General features: G+C 69.5%; 18 protein-coding genes and 1 tRNA gene. 13 read left to right on the forward strand and 6 right to left on the reverse strand.

Annotated elements, in window-relative coordinates; translation table 11 throughout:
- Positions 1 to 29 precede the first annotated feature (29 nt).
- Positions 30 to 1,229, reverse strand: coding sequence for an MFS transporter (locus V5E28_RS17240; protein WP_336207935.1), 1,200 nt, complete (start codon positions 1,227 to 1,229; stop codon positions 30 to 32).
- A gap of 45 nt (positions 1,230 to 1,274) precedes the next feature.
- Between V5E28_RS17240 and V5E28_RS17245 the strand changes: the two genes are divergently transcribed.
- Positions 1,275 to 1,649: a MerR family transcriptional regulator gene (locus tag V5E28_RS17245; RefSeq protein ID WP_336207936.1), complete on the forward strand. Its 375-nt coding sequence runs from the start codon at positions 1,275 to 1,277 to the stop codon at positions 1,647 to 1,649.
- Here V5E28_RS17245 and V5E28_RS17250 read toward each other — a convergent pair whose 3' ends face one another.
- Positions 1,650 to 2,150 (reverse strand): MarR family winged helix-turn-helix transcriptional regulator, encoded by a 501-nt coding sequence (locus V5E28_RS17250; protein WP_336207937.1) that lies wholly within the window; start codon positions 2,148 to 2,150, stop codon positions 1,650 to 1,652.
- Positions 2,151 to 2,206: 56 nt separating this feature from the next.
- Here V5E28_RS17250 and V5E28_RS17255 point away from each other — a divergent pair, with 56 nt between their 5' ends.
- The 3 genes from V5E28_RS17255 to V5E28_RS17265 are packed head-to-tail and all read left to right on the forward strand — an operon-like array spanning position 2,207 to position 4,858.
- Positions 2,207 to 2,986 (forward strand): trans-aconitate 2-methyltransferase, encoded by a 780-nt coding sequence (locus V5E28_RS17255; RefSeq protein WP_336207938.1) that lies wholly within the window; start codon positions 2,207 to 2,209, stop codon positions 2,984 to 2,986.
- On the forward strand, positions 2,983 to 3,330 hold the full coding sequence (locus V5E28_RS17260) for a VOC family protein (RefSeq protein ID WP_336207939.1): 348 nt from the start codon (positions 2,983 to 2,985) through the stop codon (positions 3,328 to 3,330). Before V5E28_RS17255 ends, V5E28_RS17260 begins: the two co-directional genes overlap by 4 nt.
- Before the next feature lie 52 nt (positions 3,331 to 3,382).
- Positions 3,383 to 4,858: a CYTH and CHAD domain-containing protein gene (locus V5E28_RS17265; protein ID WP_336207940.1), complete on the forward strand. Its 1,476-nt coding sequence runs from the start codon at positions 3,383 to 3,385 to the stop codon at positions 4,856 to 4,858.
- Between the two features lie 22 nt (positions 4,859 to 4,880).
- Here the strand turns inward: V5E28_RS17265 and V5E28_RS17270 are convergent, their stop codons facing one another.
- The 4 genes from V5E28_RS17270 to V5E28_RS17285 form a co-directional block, all read right to left on the reverse strand.
- Positions 4,881 to 5,720 carry an NUDIX hydrolase gene (locus tag V5E28_RS17270; RefSeq protein ID WP_336207941.1) on the reverse strand — a complete coding sequence of 280 codons (840 nt, stop codon included), beginning with the start codon at positions 5,718 to 5,720 and terminating at the stop codon, positions 4,881 to 4,883.
- Complete coding sequence (locus V5E28_RS17275) at positions 5,704 to 7,770, reverse strand: RNA degradosome polyphosphate kinase (protein WP_336207942.1); 2,067 nt, start codon at positions 7,768 to 7,770, stop codon at positions 5,704 to 5,706. Before V5E28_RS17275 ends, V5E28_RS17270 begins: the two co-directional genes overlap by 17 nt.
- Positions 7,771 to 7,823: 53 nt before the next feature.
- Complete coding sequence (locus V5E28_RS17280) at positions 7,824 to 8,723, reverse strand: TetR/AcrR family transcriptional regulator (RefSeq protein ID WP_336207943.1); 900 nt, start codon at positions 8,721 to 8,723, stop codon at positions 7,824 to 7,826.
- A 79-nt stretch (positions 8,724 to 8,802) separates the two neighbouring features.
- Positions 8,803 to 9,741, reverse strand: coding sequence for an acyl-CoA desaturase (locus tag V5E28_RS17285; protein WP_336207944.1), 939 nt, complete (start codon positions 9,739 to 9,741; stop codon positions 8,803 to 8,805).
- Between the two features lie 300 nt (positions 9,742 to 10,041).
- Here V5E28_RS17285 and V5E28_RS17290 point away from each other — a divergent pair.
- From V5E28_RS17290 to cysN, 9 genes are all read left to right on the forward strand, one after another.
- Positions 10,042 to 10,113, forward strand: a tRNA-Gln gene (locus V5E28_RS17290).
- Positions 10,114 to 10,235: 122 nt separating this feature from the next.
- Positions 10,236 to 11,687 (forward strand): bifunctional UDP-N-acetylglucosamine diphosphorylase/glucosamine-1-phosphate N-acetyltransferase GlmU, encoded by a 1,452-nt coding sequence (gene glmU, locus V5E28_RS17295; RefSeq protein WP_336207945.1) that lies wholly within the window; start codon positions 10,236 to 10,238, stop codon positions 11,685 to 11,687.
- Positions 11,684 to 12,661, forward strand: coding sequence for a ribose-phosphate diphosphokinase (locus tag V5E28_RS17300; RefSeq protein ID WP_336207946.1), 978 nt, complete (start codon positions 11,684 to 11,686; stop codon positions 12,659 to 12,661). Before glmU ends, V5E28_RS17300 begins: the two co-directional genes overlap by 4 nt.
- Before the next feature lie 109 nt (positions 12,662 to 12,770).
- A complete protein-coding gene (locus V5E28_RS17305) occupies positions 12,771 to 13,382 on the forward strand; it encodes a 50S ribosomal protein L25/general stress protein Ctc (protein ID WP_336207947.1) in 612 nt (203 codons plus the stop codon).
- A 62-nt stretch (positions 13,383 to 13,444) separates the two neighbouring features.
- On the forward strand, positions 13,445 to 14,029 hold the full coding sequence (gene pth / locus V5E28_RS17310) for an aminoacyl-tRNA hydrolase (RefSeq protein WP_336207948.1): 585 nt from the start codon (positions 13,445 to 13,447) through the stop codon (positions 14,027 to 14,029).
- 92 nt (positions 14,030 to 14,121) lie between these two features.
- Complete coding sequence (locus tag V5E28_RS17315) at positions 14,122 to 15,591, forward strand: sugar transferase (protein WP_336207949.1); 1,470 nt, start codon at positions 14,122 to 14,124, stop codon at positions 15,589 to 15,591.
- On the forward strand, positions 15,591 to 16,355 hold the full coding sequence (locus V5E28_RS17320) for a 3'(2'),5'-bisphosphate nucleotidase CysQ (protein ID WP_336207950.1): 765 nt from the start codon (positions 15,591 to 15,593) through the stop codon (positions 16,353 to 16,355). Before V5E28_RS17315 ends, V5E28_RS17320 begins: the two co-directional genes overlap by 1 nt.
- 19 nt (positions 16,356 to 16,374) lie before the next feature.
- Entirely contained in the window at positions 16,375 to 17,289 is a 915-nt protein-coding gene (gene cysD / locus V5E28_RS17325) for a sulfate adenylyltransferase subunit CysD (RefSeq protein WP_336207951.1), read from the forward strand.
- 4 nt (positions 17,290 to 17,293) lie between these two features.
- Entirely contained in the window at positions 17,294 to 18,556 is a 1,263-nt protein-coding gene (gene cysN / locus V5E28_RS17330) for a sulfate adenylyltransferase subunit CysN (RefSeq protein ID WP_336207952.1), read from the forward strand.
- The last annotated feature ends 192 nt before the right edge of the window (positions 18,557 to 18,748 follow it).

Below are 18,748 nucleotides of genomic sequence, written 5' to 3' on the forward strand. Positions count from 1 at the left end.
CCGGCTGACTGTACGGCGCGGTTGCCGCTTCACACCATCTCGACCGGTCGGGCGGGCGCGGGACGGTCGGGGAAGGCGTGACGGCGGGCGGCTGTCACGACGATGAGGGCGGTGGCGACGAGGGGCAGGGCGGTCCAGGGGAGCGCGCCGGCCCCGGCGGTTTCCAGGACGAGGCCGCCCGTCAGCGACCCCGCGGCGATGCCGAGGTTGTAGACGGTGGTCTGCATGGAGGTGGCGACGTCCGCGTTGGCGGGACCGGAGGCGCCGACCAGGGCGGTCTGCAGCAGTGTGGGCGCCCCGCCGAAGGCGGCTCCCCAGAGGGCGGCCGCGATCAGCAGGACGGCCCGCGACTGGCCGGCCAGGCCGAGGACCAGCATCGCGAGGGCGATCAGGGCCAGGGTGGCCAAGAGCAGGGGCCGGGGGCAGCGGTCGATGACTGCGCCGACGATCCAGATGCCGGCGACGGTGGACAGGCCGAAGACGAGCAGGACGAGGCCGGTCTGCCCGGAGCCGGAGAGCTCTGCGAGCGGTGCGACGTAGGTGTACACCGCCTGGTGGCCCAGCAGCACGAGCACGGTGACGGTCAGCACGGTGCGGATGCCGGGCAGGGTGGCCACCCGGCGCAGCGGGATCCGTACGGAGGCGGGCTCTCCTGGATAGCCGGGCACCTTCCATCGCACCCAGACGGCGAGGACCGCGGCCAGGGCGGCGAGGGCGAGGAAGGCGGCGCGCCAGCCGAATGCGGCGGCCAGGGCGGTGCCTGCCGGGATGCCCAGGCAGAGTGCGACGGTGATGCCGGCCGAGACGATGGCGATGGCGCGGCCCCGGCGTTCCGGCGGGACCATCCGGGCGGCGTAGCCGACGAGCATCGCCCAGAGCGTGCCGCCCATGACGCCCGCCAGCAGCCGGGCGGCGAACGTCAGCGGGTAGGCGGAGGACAGGGCGGTGACGACGTTGAAGAGCGCGAAGCCGGCGAGCACCGCGATGAGCACCGGCCGGCGGGGCAGGCCGCGCAGGACCGCGGTGACCGGGATCGCGGTGAGGAAGGACATGACGGCGTAACCGGTCACCAGGAACCCGATCTGCCCTTCGGAGGCGTCCAGGCCCTCGCTCAGTTGCGGCAGCAGGCCGGCGGGGAGCAGTTCCGTCGTCACGGCCGTGAACGCCGCGGCGAACAGGGCCAGCAGCCCTGCCCATGGCAGTTTCACGTGTTCCTGGGGAGTGAGCATGCGACCATGGTCAGACGTTCACATCAATGTGAAGGCAAGTGCGACATGAAGATCGGCGAACTGTCCCGGCGCACCGGCGTCCCCACCCGGATGCTGCGCTACTACGAGGAGCAGGATCTGCTGCATCCGGAGCGGTCCGACAACGGCTACCGCGTGTACGGTCCCACGGCGGTCTATCAAGTCCAGCAGATCCGCGGCCTGCTCGACTCGGGCCTCACCACGGAGATCATCCGCAGGATCATGCCGTTCCTGGACAAGCCTGACGACATCCTCATGCATCCCCGGTGCCTGACCCCGGAGGTCGACGCGCTGCTCAGGGGCGAGGCCGAGCGCATCCAGCAGCGCATCGAGTGCCTGGCCCGCAACCGGGACGCCATCTACGCCTACCTGGCCGCGATCCAGGACGCCGGCCGGCGCTGATCAGGAGTCGAACGGGGCCAGCAGGGTTCGCAGCAGGGCGGCCAGGGCATGCTGGTCGTCGGCGCTCAGGCTGCCCAGCAGTTCGTGCTCGCGCCGGAGCAGGTCGGAGAAGGCGGAGTCGACGCGGGCCAGCCCGGATTCGGTCAGCGAGACGAGCACGCCGCGCCGGTCTTCGGGGTCGGGGCGGCGGCGGACGAGCCCGGCCTGGGCGAGGCGGTCGATGCGGTTGGTCATGGTGCCGGAGGTGACGAGGGTGGCGCGGAGCAGGGCTCCAGGGCTGAGCTCGTACGGCTTGCCGGCCCGGCGCAGGGCGGTCAGCACGTCGAACTCCCAGGGCTCCAGGTCATGCTCGGCGAAGGCGGCGCGCCTGGCCCGGTCGAGATGTTTGGCCAGTCTGGACACCCGCGAGAGCACCTGGAGGGGCTCGACGTCGAGGTCGGGACGCTCTGCTCGCCACGCCGTGACGAGCCTGTCGACTTCGTCCTGCGCATCGTCCGTCATGCGATCGAGTGTACTGTCTTGACATCGAGATAAGTATCTCGATACCAATTATCTTTATGTCAAGAGATATCTGGGACCCCATCACGTACGGCAGGTACGCCGACGAGCGGTCGCGGCCGTTCTTCGACCTGCTCGCCAGGGTGCGGGCGGACGCTCCCGATTATGTCGTGGACGCGGGCTGCGGCACTGGCGAACTCACTGCTGAGCTGGCCAGGCGCTGGCCGCAGGCCGCCGTGGAGGGCTTCGACTCCTCCCCTTCCATGATCGCCAAGGCGCGCGAGCTGGACGCCACGCCCCGGTTCACCGTCGCCGACGTCACGACATGGCATCCTGACAGGCCGGTTGACGTGATCGTCTCCAATGCCGTCCTGCAGTGGGTGCCCGAGCACCGTGACGTACTCGAACGCTGGATCGTGGGCCTGAAGCCGGAGGGCTGGCTGGCCTTCCAGGTGCCCGGCAACTACGACGCCCCCAGCCACGTGGTCATCCGTGAGCTGTGCGCGTCGCGGGCCTGGGCCGACAGGCTCGGCGACTACGACAGGGGCGACCCCGTCGGCACCGCCGTCGACTATCTGGACCTGCTGAGCGGCTGCGGCTGCCAGGTGGACGCCTGGGAGACGACCTACACGCACGTGCTCAACGCACCCAAGGGCGAGAACCCGGTGCTCAACTGGGTCTCCGGCACCGCCCTGCGGCCCATCTTCGACCGCCTGCAGCCGGAGGAGCGCAAGCGGTTCGCCGCCGACCTGGCCGAGCGGTTCGAAGAGGTCTACCCGGCGCGCGAATTCGGCACCCCCTTCCCGTTCCGGCGGATCTTCGTGGTGGCGCGGAAATGATCGTCGGACTGCACCACGTCCAGCTCGCCGCGCCCGCGAACAGCGAGCCGGAGCTCAGGGAGTTCTACGCGGGCGTGCTCGGCCTCCAGGAGGTGGCCAAGCCGCCGGAGCTGGCCAGGCGCGGCGGCGCCTGGTTCCGTGGCCAGGGGGTGGAGATCCATCTCGGCATCGAGGCGGGCTTCCGTCCAGCGGCGAAGGCGCATCCGGCGTTCCTGGTCGACGACCTGGACGCGCTGGTCGCCGCGTTGCCCGGCGCGGTGCCGGACCAGTTGCTCCCCGGCTTCCGCCGCGTCTACGTCACGGATCCGGTCGGGAACAGGATCGAGCTGATGCAGCGCACGTGATGTTCACCTTCGGATGACATCATGGTTGAAACCGGACTTCATGCGAGGTGTCGTGGGCATTGAGATCGAGGACAAGTTCGACGTTCCGCCCGAGTTCGAGGTGCCGGACCTGACCGGTCTGGCGGAGGTGACCGGCCCGAAGACGTTCCAGCTCGTGGCCCTCTACTACGACACGCCGGATCTGAGGCTGGCGTCCAGGGGCGTGACGCTCAGGCGCAGGCGCGGAGGCTCCGATGCCGGCTGGCACCTGAAGCTGCCCAAGGCCAAGGGGGTGCGGCAGGAGATCACCCATCCCCTCACCCGCAGCACCAAGATCGTTCCGGCGGAGCTGGCCGAGCTCGTCCGCGCCTACACGCGCGGTGCCGAGCTGCAGGTGGTCGCCGAGCTCGACACGCGCAGGAGCGTGACCGTCCTGCGCGACGGTGAGACCAGGCTCGTCGAGATCGCCGACGACCGGGTGAAAGGCACGGTCTTCGGCGCCGAACCCACCGTCGTGCGGTGGCGCGAGGTCGAGGCGGAGCTGCTCGACGGCGACCTGAAACAGCTGGCGAAGGTCGGCAAGCGGCTCAGGAAGGCGGGCGCGACGCCGTCCGCCGCGACCAGCAAGCTCGGCAAGCTCCTGGAGCCGCCCGCTGTCCCTCGGGCGGCGCTCGAACCGGGCACCGCGGGTCACACCGTGGCCGGCTTCCTGTCGGCCCAGGTGGCCGCTCTGCTCTCCCAGGATCCCCGGGTACGGCGCGCCGAAGAGGACGCCGTGCACCAGATGCGGGTCGCCGCGCGCAGGCTCCGCAGCGCGCTCAAGGCGTTCAAACCCGTCGTGCGCGACACCGCGGAGCTGCAGGAGGAGCTGCGCTGGCTCGGCGGCGTCCTGGGTGAGGTCCGCGATCTGGAGGTGATCAGAGCCAGGTTCGGCAGGGAGCTGGCAGGCCTGGCCCCCGAGCTCGTCGTCGGTCCCATCCAGCGCAGGCTCTGCGACGACCTGGGCAAGAGGGAGCAGGAAGGGTACGGGCGGATCAGGGAGACGCTGAGCGGCGACCGCTACTACGCCCTGCTCGACGCCCTCGACGCGCTGGTGGCGGAGCCGAAGCTGGGCAAGGCGGCGGCCGGACCGGCCGAGGACCGGCTGGGCGACATCGCGGAGGCCACCTGGAAGCGGGTGACCAGGACCTACGACGCGGCCCGGGCCATCACCGACCCCGAACACCGCGAGATCGCCATGCACGACGTGCGCAAGGCTGCCAAGCGCGCCCGCTACACCGCCGAGGCGCTCCGCGGCACGCTCGGCAAGCCCATGGCCAAGCTGGCCAAGCACGCCGAAGCCGTACAGGAGGTGCTGGGCGCGCACGTGGACGGCGTGGTCGCGCAGGAGAGGCTGGCAGAGGAGGCTCAGAGCGCCCGCGAGGCGGGAGAGGACACGTTCACGTACGGGCTGCTCATCGGTCTGGAGCGGGGCGCGGCGGAGCGGGCCCACGAGGAGTTCCCCGAGGTCTGGGCGGAGACCGTGGAAGCCGTGCGGAAGATCCTGTGAGTCCGGAAGGCCGGGCTGCCCGTCAGGTGGAGTGGCGCTCCGACGCGACCACCTGCCGGCCCACCCTGTGCAGCACGGCGAAGGCGCCCTTGCGCAGGTGCGTCTGCTCGCCGCCGAGCGCGGCGAGCAGGGGCGGCACGACCTTGCCGTGGCTGCATACGGCGGCGGGCACGGTGAGGTCGCCGACCAGGGCCGCCGTCTTGGGCGGGTCCTGGTCCTCCTCGCTGAGCAGCGCCTCGAGCCTGATGTCCGAGCTGTACGGTTCCAGCGTCTGTACACATCTGAGGCTGGGAGAGCTCAGCAGGATCTCGGGCCTGTAGGCGGGCAGCACGGTGTCCAGCACCGCGGCCTGTGCCCGGCCGTCGCCGTCGAGCGGTCGCAGGGCGTCCTCGCCCTGCCAGTCACGGCGTGAGCCGGCCGAGCCGTGCCGCACCAGGACGAGCGGGACCGTGGTCAGGGGCGCCTCCGTCAGCGCGCCGAGCAACTCCACGTCCCACGCGTAGCTCAGCAGCTCCCGGGCCCGGTCGACGGGGAGCCAGCGCAGCCCGTCGACCTCGTCACCGGGCACGAACCCGCCGTCGCCGGCCACCCGGGCCGCCCAGTAGTGGACCTTCTTGATCCCGACCTCGAGCGGGTAGCTCACGAGCGGCAGGGCACGGTCGAGTACGACGGTCAGGCCGGTCTCCTCGCGCACCTCGCGCAGGGCGGCGGCGATCACGTGCTCCCCGCGTTCCAGCTTGCCCTTGGGGAAGGTCCAGTCGTCGTAGCGCGGCCGGTGGACGACGGCCACCTCAGGGTGGCTCTCCTCACCCCGCCACACCACGGCGCCGGCGGCCCGGAGCGGGTCAGTCGTCGTCGTCAACAGTCCTCCAGCGGCGGGTCCCGATGAGATGGCTCTGCAGGTCGTCGCCCGGCTGGCGGAGCCAGGTGCCGTCGGAGCCCAGCCACCACGTGCTCGTGGTGTCGGCCATGGCCAGATCCATGAGCGAGATCAGGTACGCCTTGTGCTGCGGGCTGGTCACCTTGACCAGGGCCTCCACCCGGCGGTCGAGGTTGCGGCGCATCAGGTCGGCGCTGCCGATCCACACCTCAGGCCGCCTGCCCAGGCCGAACTCGTACACCCTGGAGTGCTCCAGGAAGCGTCCCAGCGCAGAGCGCACGCGGATGGTCTCCGACAGGCCGGGGATGCCGGGGCGCAGCGTGCACACCCCGCGCACCCACAGGTCCACCGGCACGCCGGCCTTGGACGCCCGGTAGAGGGCGTCGATGATCGGCTCGTCCACGAGGGAGTTCGTCTTGATCCTGATGCGTGCCGGGCGTCCCGCCCGCTGGTGGGTGATCTCACGGTCGATCCTGGCCAGCAGCCCGGCGCGCATCGAGTGCGGCGCGACCAGCAGCCTGCGGTAGGCCGAGTGGTTGGAGTAGCCGGTCAGGTGGATGAACAGGTCCGTGACGTCCTCGCCGACCAGCGGGTCCGAGGTGAGCAGGCCGAAGTCCTCGTACTGCCTGGCGGTCTTGGGGTTGTAGTTGCCGGTGCCGATGTGGCAGTAGCGGCGCAGCTCGCCGGACGGCTCCTGCCTGACGACGAGGGCGAGCTTGCAGTGGGTCTTCAGGCCGACCACGCCGTAGACGACGTGGCAACCGGCGCGTTCCAGCTTGCGGGCCCAGGAGATGTTCGCGTGCTCGTCGAAGCGGGCCTTGATCTCCACGACCACGACGACCTGCTTGCCCGCCTCGGCCGCGTCGATGAGCGCGTCCACGATGGGGGAGTCGCCGCTGGTGCGGTAGAGGGTCTGCTTGATGGCCAGCACCTTGGGGTCGGCGGAGGCCGCCTCGATGAAGCGCTGCACGCTGGTCGCGAATGAGTCGTAGGGGTGGTGCAGCAGCACGTCGCGCTCGCCCAGCACGGCGAAGATGTCGTCCTCGGCGCTGATGGCCTCGGCGGGGACGAACGGGCGGTAGCTGAGCTCACCGCGGTCCAGGTCGGCGATGGCGTGCAGGCCGGTCAGGTCCAGCGGCCCGGCGATGCGGTAGATCTCGTGCGGGGCCAGCTCCAGCTCGTCCACCAGCAGGTCGAGCACCTGGGGCGAGATGGTGTCCTCGACCTCCAGCCGGACCGGCGGACCGAACCGCCGCCGCCGCAGCTCCTTCTCAAGGGCCTGCATGAGGTTCTCGGTGACGTCCTCGTCGACTTCGAGATCCTCGTTCCTGGTCACCCGGAACACATGATGCTGGACGATCTCCATGCCCTTGAAGAGCTGCCCCAGATGGGCCGCGATCACGTCCTCCAGTGGTACGAACCGGTCCTTGGAGGCCGCCACGAAGCGGGGGAGCTGGGAGGGGACCTTGACCCTGGCGAACACCGTGTGATCGGTGGCCGGGTTCCGCACCACGACCGCCAGATTCAGGCTCAATCCAGAAATGTACGGAAAAGGGTGGGCGGGGTCCACGGCCAGCGGCGTCAGCACCGGCCTGATCCGCTCCCTGAACAGCCTGCGCAGCTCCGTGCGCTCCTCGCGCCCCAGATCGTCCCAGCGGACGATCTCGATCCCCTCGGCCGCGAGCTTGGGCCGGATCTGCTCGTGGAACGCCGCGGCGTGCCGCCTGGCCAGCTCGTCGGCGATGGTGGCGATCCTGGCCAGCTCCTCGCTCGGCTTCAGCCCGCTCTTCGTCCGTAGGAGCAGGCCGGTCGCCATGCGCCGTTTGAGCCCGGCGACGCGGACCCGGAAGAACTCGTCCAGGTTGCTGGCGAAGATGGCCAGGAACCGCACCCGCTCCAGCAGGGGCAGGGACGGATCTTCGGCCAGCTCCAGCACCCGCTCGTTGAACTGCAGCCAGCTCTCCTCGCGGTTGAGGAACCTCTCCTGTGGCAACGGTAGATCATTTTGGGGATGCAGCAACTCAGCGGACATAGGAGGAATATGCCCCGTCAGGTTGAACAGAACGTGAACAGTGCCGCACCGAGCTATTCCTGCTGGTCAGGCTGCCCGAGCCGGGCCGTCCGCTCGGCCAGCCTGGCCTCGCGCTGGCGCAGTTTGTCCTCGCGTTCGCGAACCTTCTCGGCCTCCTTCATGAGCCGCTCGCGCTCCTTCTCGGCCTCCTTGAGGAGCCGCTCGCGCTCCTTCAGCTCGCGGACCCTGGCCTTCTCCGCCTCGCGCAGGTCGCGCTGCCGGACCTTCTCGGCCTCCTTGAGCTCCCGCTCGCGCACCTTCTCCAGCTCGCGCAGCTCCTTGTCGCTGGCGCGGGGCTTGGCCGCGCTCGCCTGGGTGCGGGTGGCCAGCGTGATCGCCGGCTGCGGGTTGAGCCCGGTCAGCCCGTTCCACGCCAGGTTCACCAGGTGCGCCGCGACCTCCTCGCGGCCGGGTTTGCGTACGTCGAGCCACCACTGGCCGGTCAGCGCCACCATGCCCACCAGCATCTGGGCGTACATCGGCGCCAGTTTGGGGTCGTAGCCGCGCGCCGCGAACTCGTCGGCCAGCACGTCCTCCACCTGGCTCGCGATCTCGCTGATCAGGCTGGCGAACGTGCCCGTGCCCGAGGCGGCGTGCGAGTCGCGGACCAGGATGCGGAAGCCCTCGCTGCTCTCCTCGATGTACTGCAGCAGGGCCAGCGCGGCCCGCTCCAGCTTGACCAGGGAGTGGCTGGCGGCGAGGGCTCCGGTGATCATGCCGAGCAGCTTCTGCATCTCGCGGTCGACGACGACCGCGTAGACGCCCTCCTTGCCGCCGAAGTGCTCGTACACCACGGGCTTCGAGACGTGCGCGGTAGCCGCGATCTCCTCGATAGAGGTCCCGTCAAACCCCTTCTGCGCGAAAAGCGTACGGCTGATCAGTATCAGCTGCTCTCTTCGTTCTTTTCCGGTCATGCGCCTACGAGATCGGGATTCGGTCACGCTTTCCATAATGGCGGTGCCGGACGGAGCACCGCTCGCCGATGAGGCGGTGTCAGGCAATCCGCTTCGCCGCCAGCCGCTCAGGCGTCGGCCAGCGCACGTCGTGAACCCAGCCCAGCTTCTCGAAGATGCGGATCAGGCCGGCGCTCAGGTCGATCTGGCCCTTGAGCACGCCGTGCCTGGCGCAGGTGGGGTCGGAGTGGTGGAGGTTGTGCCACGACTCGCCGAACGAGGGAATCGCCAGCCACCACACGTTGCGGGACTTGTCACGTACCTGGAAGGCCTCCTCGCCGAACACGTGGCAGATCGAGTTGATCGACCAGGTCACGTGGTGGAGCAGGCCGATGCGGATCAGGGAGCCCCAGAACAGCGCGGTCAGCGCGCCCTGCCAGGACCAGGTGATCAGCCCGCCGAGGATGCCGGGCAGCAGGATGGAGGTGATGGCCATCGCGCCGAACCACCTGTGCAGCTTCATCACGTCGGCGTCCCTGACCAGGTCAGGGGCGTACTTCTCGCGATTGGTGCGCTCGGCGTCGAACAGCCAACCCATGTGCGCGTACAGCAGGCCCTTGGACATCGACTTGAAGCCGGGACCGAAGCGCCACGGCGAGTGCGGGTCGCCCTCCTTGTCGGAGAACTTGTGGTGCTTGCGGTGGGTGGCGACCCAGTCGAGCACGGACATCTCCAGCGAGAGGCTGCCCGCGATGCCGAGTGCGATCTTCAGCGGCCGCTTGGCCTTGAACGAGCCGTGGGTGAAATAGCGGTGCAGCCCGACGGTGACGCCGAGGCCCGAGACCACGTAGAAGACGCCGGCGATGGCGACGTCCGTCCAGCCGAGTCCCCATCCCCAGGCGATCGGCACGGCGGCCAGGATCGCCACGATGGGCAGCCCGACGACCAGCGCGAATGACACGAGTTCGGCCTTGGAGCGTGGTTCGGGTTCGAAATCGGGCTTCGGTCCGGGCGTCGGGCGTTCGGCGATAACGGTCATGGGCTACCTCTCGCGATCTGTCTGGGGAGTATGTCTGGCTACGCCACCGTAACTTACGCCATCGTAAGTAAGGAAGCCCTAAGTTTTCCATGTGTGATTTGTAACGGGCTGCTCTACGACATGCGTCGGTTCCATGCCTTGCGGCATTTCGGGCGGTCTGTTATGCGCGCCCTCAGCTGTGGTCTGCCCCCACACCTGCGATCTAGTCACACGGGTGCGCGTGGGAGGCGGGTATGGGCGCGCACGCAGGTGCGGGGTCGGTATCGTAGGGACTGTGTCGGACGCCACGGTGTCCGCTGATCCCGGATCGTCTAATCGGCAGGACAAGTGGTTTTGGTCCACTTTGTAGGGGTTCGAGTCCTCTTCCGGGAGCTTTCCAGCTCTCCCCCCGAGAGAGCGCCCGAAGTGGCCAGGTATCCTCACGGTGTCGGGAGGGTTGCGGTGCGGTAGCCGCATCTGACCCTGATCCGTCCAGCCACAGGGAGCCTCAGTCCGTGAGTGTGCCGCGCCCGGCAGCCGTCATCGTCCTCGCCGCAGGCGAGGGAACCCGGATGAAGAGCCAGACCCCGAAAGTCCTGCACGAGCTGTGCGGCCGAGCGCTGGTCGACCACATGCTCTCCGCCGCCCGCGACCTCGGTCCCGAGCGGCTCATCGTCGTCATCGGCCACGCGCTCGAGCGCGTCAGCGCCCACCTGGCCGACACCAGCCCGGACGCGCGCGCCGTCGTCCAGCGGGAGCAGCGCGGCACCGGCCACGCGGTCCGCACCGTGCTGGAGGAGGTCGGCACGATCACCGGCACGGTCCTCGTCACCTACGGAGACGTGCCGCTGCTGCGCACCGAGACCATGGCCGAGCTGCTCCAGCGGCACGAGTCCGACGGCAACGCCGTCACCGTGCTCACGGCCGAGGTGCCCGACCCCACCGGCTACGGGCGCATCATCCGCGACCCCGGCGGCGCCGTGCTGGAGATCGTCGAGGAGAAGGACGCCAGCCCCGACCAGCGCGCCATCAAGGAGATGAACTCCGGCATCTACGCCTTCGACGGAGCGCTCCTGGCCGACGCGGTCAAGCGCGTGTCCAGCGACAACGCCCAGGGCGAGGAGTACCTCACCGACGTGCTGTCGATCCTGCGCGGCGACGGCCACCGCGTCGGCGCGCACGTCGCGGGCGACTTCGCCGAGGTCGAGGGCGTCAACGACCGGGTCCAGCTCGCCTTCGCCCGCAAGGTGCTCAACCAGCGCCTGCTGGAGAGGCACATGCGCGGCGGCGTCACGATCGTCGACCCCGGCAGCACCTGGATCGACGTGGGCGTGGAGATCGAGCCCGACGCGCTCATCCATCCCGGCACGCAGTTGCACGGCCGCACGGTCGTCGGAGCCGACGCCGAGATCGGCCCCGCCACCACACTGACCGACACCCGCGTCGGCGCGGGGGCCGTGGTGCGCAACGCCGTCGCCGACGGCGCCGAGATCGGTCCGCAGGCCAGCGTCGGCCCCTACGCCTACCTGCGCCCCGGCACCGTGCTCGGCCGGGCGTCCAAGGCCGGCACCTTCGTCGAGATGAAGAACTCCCAGGTCGGCGAGCGGTCCAAGGTCCCGCACCTGACCTATGCGGGAGACGCCACGATCGGCGACGACGTCAACATCGGCGCGGCGGTGGTCTTCGTCAACTACGACGGGGTCACCAAGAGCCGCACCAAGGTCGGCGACGGCGCGTTCGTCGGCTGCGACACCATGCTCATCGCCCCGGTGACGGTAGGAGACGGCGCCTACACGGCCGCCGGGTCCGTCATCGACGGCGATGTGCCGCCCGGCGCGATCGGGGTGGCGAGAGCGCGTCAGCGCAACATCGAGAAATGGGTCTTGCGCAGGCGCGCGGGCACCAAGTCGGCCGCGGCCGCCGAGCGGGCGCTGGCCGAGCAAGAACAGCGGGAGAGTGGCAAATGACCAGTATCAAGCAGCCGGGCGAGAAGGCTCTCATGCTCTTCTCCGGCCGCGCCTACCCCGAGCTGGCCGATGAGGTGGCCGAGCACCTCGGCGTCTCCCTCACCCCCACCAAGCTGATCGACTTCGCCAACGGCGAGATCTACGCCCGCTACCTCGAGTCCGTCCGCGGCTGCGACGCCTTCGTGATCCAGAGCCACACCGGTCCGATCAACAAGTGGATCATGGAACAGCTCATCATGGTCGACGCGCTCAAGCGGGCCTCCGCCAAGCGCATCACCGTGGTCATGCCGTTCTTCGGCTACGCCAGGCAGGACAAGAAGGGCCGCGGTCGCGAGCCGATCACGGCCCGGCTGATGGCCGACATGTTCAAGACCGCCGGCGCCGACCGGCTCATGTCGATCGACCTGCACACCTCGCAGATCCAGGGCTTCTTCGACGGCCCGGTCGACCACCTGTTCGCCATGCCGGTGCTGGAGAGCTATCTGAAGAACAAGCTCGACCTGGCGACCACCACCATCGTCTCGCCCGACACCGGCCGCGTGCGCCTGTCGGAGCGCTGGGCCGACACGCTCGGCACCCCGCTGGCCTTCATCCACAAGCGGCGCGACCTCGACGTCGCCAACTCGGTGAAGGTCAACGAGGTCGTCGGCAAGGTGCGCGGCCGCACCTGCGTGCTGATCGACGACATGATCGACACCGCCGGCACCATCTGCAAGGCCGCCGACGCCCTCTACGACCAGGGCGCCACCAACGTGATCACGGCCGCCACCCACGCGGTCTTCTCCGACCCGGCGGTCGACCGGCTGAAGAACTCCCGGATCTCCGAGGTCATCGTCACCAACACGCTGCCGCTGTCGCAGGAGAGCCGGTTCGACAAGCTGACCGTGCTGTCGATCGCGCCGCTCATCGCCCGCGCCATCACCGAGGTGTTCACCGACGGCTCCGTGACGAGCCTGTTCGAAGGCGATACCTGAGCGCGCCGATCGACCCAGTAGACTGGTGAGGTTGCGCTCGTAACGCCTTCCGCTAGGGCGGGTGAGGGGGAGCGCAAAACCCGAGCTTCTCGCATCCCTAGGAGATGTCATGTCCGAAGTACGTATCGCCGCCGAATCCCGCACCGAGTTCGGCAAGGGCGCCGCTCGCAAGATCCGCCGCAACGACAAGGTGCCCGCCGTCCTCTACGGGCACGGCACCGACACCAAGCACCTGACCCTTCCTGGCCACGAGGTGCTGCTCGCGCTCCGCACGCCCAACGTGCTGATCCGCCTCGCGGGTGACGGCATCGACGAGCTCGCGCTCCCCAAGGGCGTCCAGCGTGACCCGATCAAGGGCTTCGTCGAGCACGTCGACCTGCTCCTGGTCCGGCGCGGCGAGAAGGTCACGGTCGAGATCCCGGTCACCACGGTCGGCGACGTCAACTCCGAGGGCCTGCTCGACCAGCAGCTCGTCTCCGTCTCCGTCGAGACCGAGGCCACGCACATCCCGACCGGCATCGAGGTCGACGTCGAGGGCCTGGTGATCGGCACCGTCATCACCGCCGCCGAGCTTCCGCTCCCGGAGGGCACCACCCTGGCCGCCGACCCGGAGGTCGTGATCCTCCAGGTCATCGCCAAGCCGACCGAGGCCCCGGCCGAGGGCGAAGAGGCCGCCGAGGTCGCCGAGGGCGAGACCGCCGAGGCCGCTGCCGCCGAGTAATCGTCGCGGTCGCGGGGCAGCCGGTGTCGCCGGCTGCCCCGTTCCGCGCTTGAGGGGAGCACATGGACCGCTGGCTGATCGCCGGGCTCGGCAACCCCGGCCCTGAATACGCGGGTAACAGGCACAACGCGGGCTTCATGGTGCTCGACGAGCTGGCCGCCAGGGCGGGCGGGCGCTTCAAGGCGCACCGGAGCCGCTCGGAGGTGCTGGAGACGCGGGCCGCCGTGCTCGCCAAGCCGCTGACGTACATGAACCTGTCGGGCGGGCCGGTCAAGGCGCTCGCCGACTTCTACAAGATCGGTCCCGAGCGGCTGATCGTGGTCCACGACGAGCTGGACGTCCCCTACGGCGCGCTGCGCGCCAAGCTGGGCGGCGGCGACAACGGTCACAACGGGCTCAAGTCGATCACCAAGGTGCTCGGCACCCGCGACTACCTGCGGGTCCGCTTCGGCATCGGCCGCCCTCCCGGCCGCATGGACGCCGCCTCGTTCGTCCTGAGGGACTTCGCCACCGTCGAGCGCAAGGACCTGCCGTTCCTGGTCGACCGGGCGGCGGACGTGGTGGAGTCGCTCATGGAACGCGGCCTCGAAGTCACGCAGAATGATTTCCACCGCGCCGATCTGAACATTTCCGGCCCTCCACGCTGATCCCCGCATAGGGCCGTTCGCGCGTCCACCGGCCTCGTGTGCCGCTACTATCTGGTGACTTTCTGTTCACGATCGGTCACTCGGAGGCGTGCGTGCACGACGGACCCCGCGGGGAGGCTCTGCTGACCGTCGTCGGATCCGGTCCCGCCGTCTCCTGGCGAGTCGGTCCCCGCGTGCCCAGCTGGGTGCGCGCCTACAGGTTCCGCGCCCTGGCCGCCGATTCGCTCTGCGGGTGCGCGGGCGCGGCCGCCGCGTTCGCCTTCAGGTTCGGCGAGGTCACCGCCCACGCCACCCCCTACCTGATGGCCAGCATGGTGCTGCCGCTGGTGTGGATCAGCGCGGTCGCGCTCAACCGGGCCTACGAGCCGCGCATGATCGGCGTCGGGTCGGAGGAGTTCCGCAGGGTCGTGCAGTGCGGCGTCGCGCTGACCGCCGCGCTCGCCATCGGCTCCTACGTGACCAAGACCGACGTCGCCCGCGGCTACGTGGTGCTCGCCCTGCCCCTGATCACGCTGCTCACCCTGATGTTCCGGTACGGCCTGCGCCGCTCGCTGCACCGGCGCCGCGCGCGCGGCGCGTGCATGCGCAGGGTCGTGGCGGTGGGCCACGCCGCCTCGGTGGACGAGCTCGTCCGGCTCTTCCGCAAGGAGCGCTACCACGGCATGGACGTCGTGGCGGCCTGCCTGCCCGACGACGCTCCCGTTGACGGCGTGGCCGAGGTGCCCGTCGTCGGCCACTTCAGCGACGTGCCCCTCGTCGTCGACCAGGTCCGGGCCGACACCGTGGCCGTGCTCGCCTGTCCCGAGATGGACGGCCTGGCGCTGCGGAGGCTGGCCTGGCGGCTGGAGGCCACGCGGACCGAGCTGGTGGTGGCCCCGGCGCTGATGGAGGTCGCCGGGCCGCGCACCACGATCCGGCCCGCCGCCGGGCTGCCGCTGCTGCACGTGGAGCACCCTGAGCTGACAGGCGTCCGCCAGCTCGTCAAGAACGTCTTCGACCGGGTGCTGGCGCTCTCGCTGCTCGTGCTGCTCGCTCCGCTGCTGGCCGGGCTGGCGATCGCGGTGCGCGCGACCAGTCCGGGACCGGCGCTGTTCAGGCAGACCAGGGTGGGCAGGGACGGCAGGCTGTTCACCATCGTGAAGTTCCGCACCATGAGACGCGGCGCAGAGCGCCAGAAGATCACCCTCGTCAGTGACGGTGACGGGCCACTGTTCAAGATCCGCAACGATCCGCGGGTGACGCCGCTCGGCACGTTCATGCGCCGTCACTCGCTCGACGAGCTGCCTCAGCTCATCAACGTGACCCTCGGGCACATGTCTCTGGTGGGACCGCGCCCGCCGCTGCCGGAGGAGGTCGCCCGCTACGGCGACGACGTGCGCAGGCGGCTCCTCGTCCGGCCCGGCCTGACCGGGCTCTGGCAGGTGAACGGCCGGTCGGATCTGTCGTGGGAGGAATCCGTCCGGCTGGACTTGCGTTACGTTGAGAACTGGTCCCTCATGCTGGACCTCCAGATTCTTTGGAAAACATGGTCGGCCGTCGCACGCGGGCAAGGAGCTTATTGATGACCATTCGCGACGACCACGCTCTTGCCGCCGATCTGGCGACCGAGGCGGGGGAGCACCTGTTGCGGGTTCGCGAGCGCGAGGGGTTCGGCGACCCGGCCGCCCTGCGGACCGCCGGCGACCGCGCCGCCCACGTGCTCCTGATGGAGTCGCTGGCCAGGCTCAGGCCCTCCGACAGCGTGCTGTCGGAGGAGGCCACCCGCGAGGAGCGGATGGATCCGCGCAGGCAGAGCGCGGACCGCGTGTGGATCGTCGATCCGCTCGACGGCACCCGCGAGTTCTCCGAGGAGGGCAGGTCCGACTGGGCCGTCCACGTGGCGCTGTGGGAGCGGGGCAGGCTGACCGCGGGGGCGGTGGCGCTGCCGGCGCAGGGGCGCACGCTGACCACGGCCGAGCCGCCCAAGCTGCCCGCCTACGACAAGGGCCGCTTCCGCATCGCGGTGAGCCGCACCCGCCCGCCGGAGTTCGTGCAGAAGCTCGCCTATCTGGTCGGCGCCGACCTGGTGCCGATCGGCTCGGCCGGAGCGAAGATCTCCGCCGTGCTGACCGGCGAGGTCGAGGCCTACGTGCACGCCGGTGGCCAGTACGAATGGGATTCGGCCGCGCCGGTCGCGGTCGCGCAGGCCGCGGGCGCCCACGCCAGCCGAATCGACGGCTCGGAACTGGCCTACAACCAAGCCGACCCCTCACTACCAGATATCCTGGTTTCCCTACCGGACTTGGCGTCATCCCTGCTCGCCGGGATCCGGGACCTGCACCGATAAACGCCGGAGGAGAGCTCCCATGCTCCAGCGCGACTACACCACGTCGCAGCTCGACGTACTCGAAGCCGAGGCCATCCACATCATGCGCGAGGTGGCGGCCGAATTCGAGCGTCCCTGTCTGCTCTTCTCCGGTGGCAAAGACTCCATCGTCATGCTCCGCATCGCGGAGAAGGCGTTCTGGCCCGCGGCCATCCCCTTCCCGCTCATGCACGTCGACACGGGGCACAACTTCGAGGAGGTCATCGAGTTCCGCGACCGACGGTCCGCCGAACTCGGCGCCCGCCTGGTCGTGGCCAGCGTGCAGGACTCGATCGACGCCGGGCGGGTGGTCGAGGAGACCGGCCGCCGGGCCTCCCGCAACCGCCTGCAGACCACCACGCTGCTCGACGGCATCGAGGACAACGAGTTCGACGCGGTCTTCGGCGGCGCCAGGCGCGACGAGGAGAAGGCCAGGGCCAAGGAGCGGGTGTTCTCCTTCCGTGACGACTTCGGCCAGTGGGACCCGAAGAACCAGCGCCCCGAGCTGTGGAACCTCTACAACGCGCGGATCCGCAAGGGCGAGCACATCCGGGTGTTCCCGCTGTCCAACTGGACCGAGCTGGACATCTGGGACTACATCCGGCGCGAGGCCATCGAGATCCCGTCCATCTACTTCGCCCACACGCGCAAGGTCTTCGAGCGTGACGGCATGCTGCTGCCGGACGCCGACGTCGTGCAGCGCGGTGACGACGAGCCGCTGTTCGAGTCCGTGGTGCGCTACCGCACCGTGGGCGACATGACCTGCACCGGCGCCGTGCAGTCCAAGGCCGCGACGGTCGAAGAGATCATCGAGGAGATCGCGGTGACCCGGATCACCGAGCGCGGGGCCACCAGGGCCGACGACCGCGCCTCGGAGGCCGCCATGGAGGATCGCAAGCGGGAAGGCTACTTCTAAACCGATGGATATTCTGCGTTTCGCCACGGCGGGAAGCGTCGATGACGGCAAGTCCACCCTCATCGGGCGGCTGCTGTTCGACTCCAAGGCGATCTTCGAAGACCAGCTTGAGGCCGTCGAGCGCACCTCGCGCGACCGCGGCACCGAATTCACCGACCTGTCGCTGCTCACCGACGGCCTGCGGGCCGAGCGGGAGCAGGGCATCACCATCGACGTGGCCTACCGCTACTTCGCGACGCCGCGCCGCAAGTTCATCATCGCCGACACGCCGGGCCACATCCAGTACACCCGCAACATGGTCACCGGCGCCTCCACCGCCGACCTGGCGATCATCCTCATCGACGCCCGCAAGGGCGTGCTGGAGCAGTCGCGCCGCCACGCCTTCCTCACCTCGCTCCTGCGCGTTCCCCACCTGGTGCTCGCCGTCAACAAGATGGACCTGGTGGACTTCTCGCAGGAGCGCTTCGAGGAGATCCGCGAGGAGTTCACCGCCTTCGCCTCGAAGCTGAACGTGTCCGACCTGACGTTCATCCCCATCTCCGCGCTCAACGGCGACAACGTGGTGTCCCGCTCCGAGAACACCCCGTGGTATCAGGGCTCCTCGCTGCTCCACCACCTGGAGAACGTGCACATAGCCTCCGACCGCAACCTGGTCGACGTGCGATTCCCCGTCCAGTACGTCATCCGCCCCAAGCGGGCCACCGACCACGCCTTCCATGACTACCGCGGCTACGCCGGCCAGGTGGCGGGCGGCGTGCTCAAGCCGGGTGACGAGGTGGTGCACCTCCCGTCCGGGCTGACGACCAGGATCGCCTCCATCGACACCTTCGACGGGCCGGTGGAGGAGGCGTTCCCGCCCATGTCGGTGACGCTCCGCTTCGAGGACGACCTCGACATCTCCCGCGGTGACATGATCGCCCGCCCCAACAACCAGCCGCACGCGTCCCAGGACCTTGAGGCGATGGTCTGCTGGATGGGCGACGGCGTGAAGCTGACGCCGCGCTCCAAGCTGACCATCAAGCACACCACCCGCTCGGCCCGGGTCCTCGTCCGTGACCTGCAGTATCGCCTCGACGTCAACACCCTGCACCGGGACGAGGAGGCGACGTCGCTGGGCCTCAACGAGATCGGCCGCGTCACGCTCCGGGTGACGCAGCCGCTGTTCGTCGACGACTACGGGCGCAACCGGATGACCGGCGGCTTCATCCTGGTGGACGAGTCCACCAACGGCACGGTGGGCGCCGGCATGATCATGGACGCCCGCTAGCCGTCCCGGCGGTCCGGGCCCGCCCAGGGCCTGGACCGGCCGCTCCGGCCCGCCGGTTGCGCACCCGCGCACGGTCGCCGGAGCCATGCCCGTGCCCGCTCCGGGTCGGAGGGCCGCCCGATCCGGGGTGCCCGGGTTCTGAAGGTAGATCTCTTACGGTTCGCTGAACCTGTCGTTACTCTCCGCGCTAAA

The organism is Nonomuraea sp. LPB2021202275-12-8 (genome assembly GCF_037044575.1).
Taxonomy (GTDB): Bacteria; Actinomycetota; Actinomycetes; order Streptosporangiales; family Streptosporangiaceae; genus Nonomuraea.

Bases quoted from the DNA above. Each gene is read 5' to 3' on its own strand.
- V5E28_RS17240 (WP_336207935.1), bottom strand. From the start codon at position 1,229: ATGCTCACTCCCCAGGAACACGTGAAACTGCCATGGGCAGGGCTGCTG.
- V5E28_RS17245 (WP_336207936.1), top strand. From the start codon at position 1,275: ATGAAGATCGGCGAACTGTCCCGGCGCACCGGCGTCCCCACCCGGATG.
- V5E28_RS17250 (WP_336207937.1), bottom strand. From the start codon at position 2,150: ATGACGGACGATGCGCAGGACGAAGTCGACAGGCTCGTCACGGCGTGG.
- V5E28_RS17255 (WP_336207938.1), top strand. From the start codon at position 2,207: ATGTCAAGAGATATCTGGGACCCCATCACGTACGGCAGGTACGCCGAC.
- V5E28_RS17260 (WP_336207939.1), top strand. From the start codon at position 2,983: ATGATCGTCGGACTGCACCACGTCCAGCTCGCCGCGCCCGCGAACAGC.
- V5E28_RS17275 (WP_336207942.1), bottom strand. From the start codon at position 7,770: ATGTCCGCTGAGTTGCTGCATCCCCAAAATGATCTACCGTTGCCACAG.
- V5E28_RS17280 (WP_336207943.1), bottom strand. From the start codon at position 8,723: ATGACCGGAAAAGAACGAAGAGAGCAGCTGATACTGATCAGCCGTACG.
- V5E28_RS17285 (WP_336207944.1), bottom strand. From the start codon at position 9,741: ATGACCGTTATCGCCGAACGCCCGACGCCCGGACCGAAGCCCGATTTC.
- V5E28_RS17300 (WP_336207946.1), top strand. From the start codon at position 11,684: ATGACCAGTATCAAGCAGCCGGGCGAGAAGGCTCTCATGCTCTTCTCC.
- V5E28_RS17305 (WP_336207947.1), top strand. From the start codon at position 12,771: ATGTCCGAAGTACGTATCGCCGCCGAATCCCGCACCGAGTTCGGCAAG.
- pth (WP_336207948.1), top strand. From the start codon at position 13,445: ATGGACCGCTGGCTGATCGCCGGGCTCGGCAACCCCGGCCCTGAATAC.
- V5E28_RS17320 (WP_336207950.1), top strand. From the start codon at position 15,591: ATGACCATTCGCGACGACCACGCTCTTGCCGCCGATCTGGCGACCGAG.
- cysD (WP_336207951.1), top strand. From the start codon at position 16,375: ATGCTCCAGCGCGACTACACCACGTCGCAGCTCGACGTACTCGAAGCC.
- cysN (WP_336207952.1), top strand. From the start codon at position 17,294: ATGGATATTCTGCGTTTCGCCACGGCGGGAAGCGTCGATGACGGCAAG.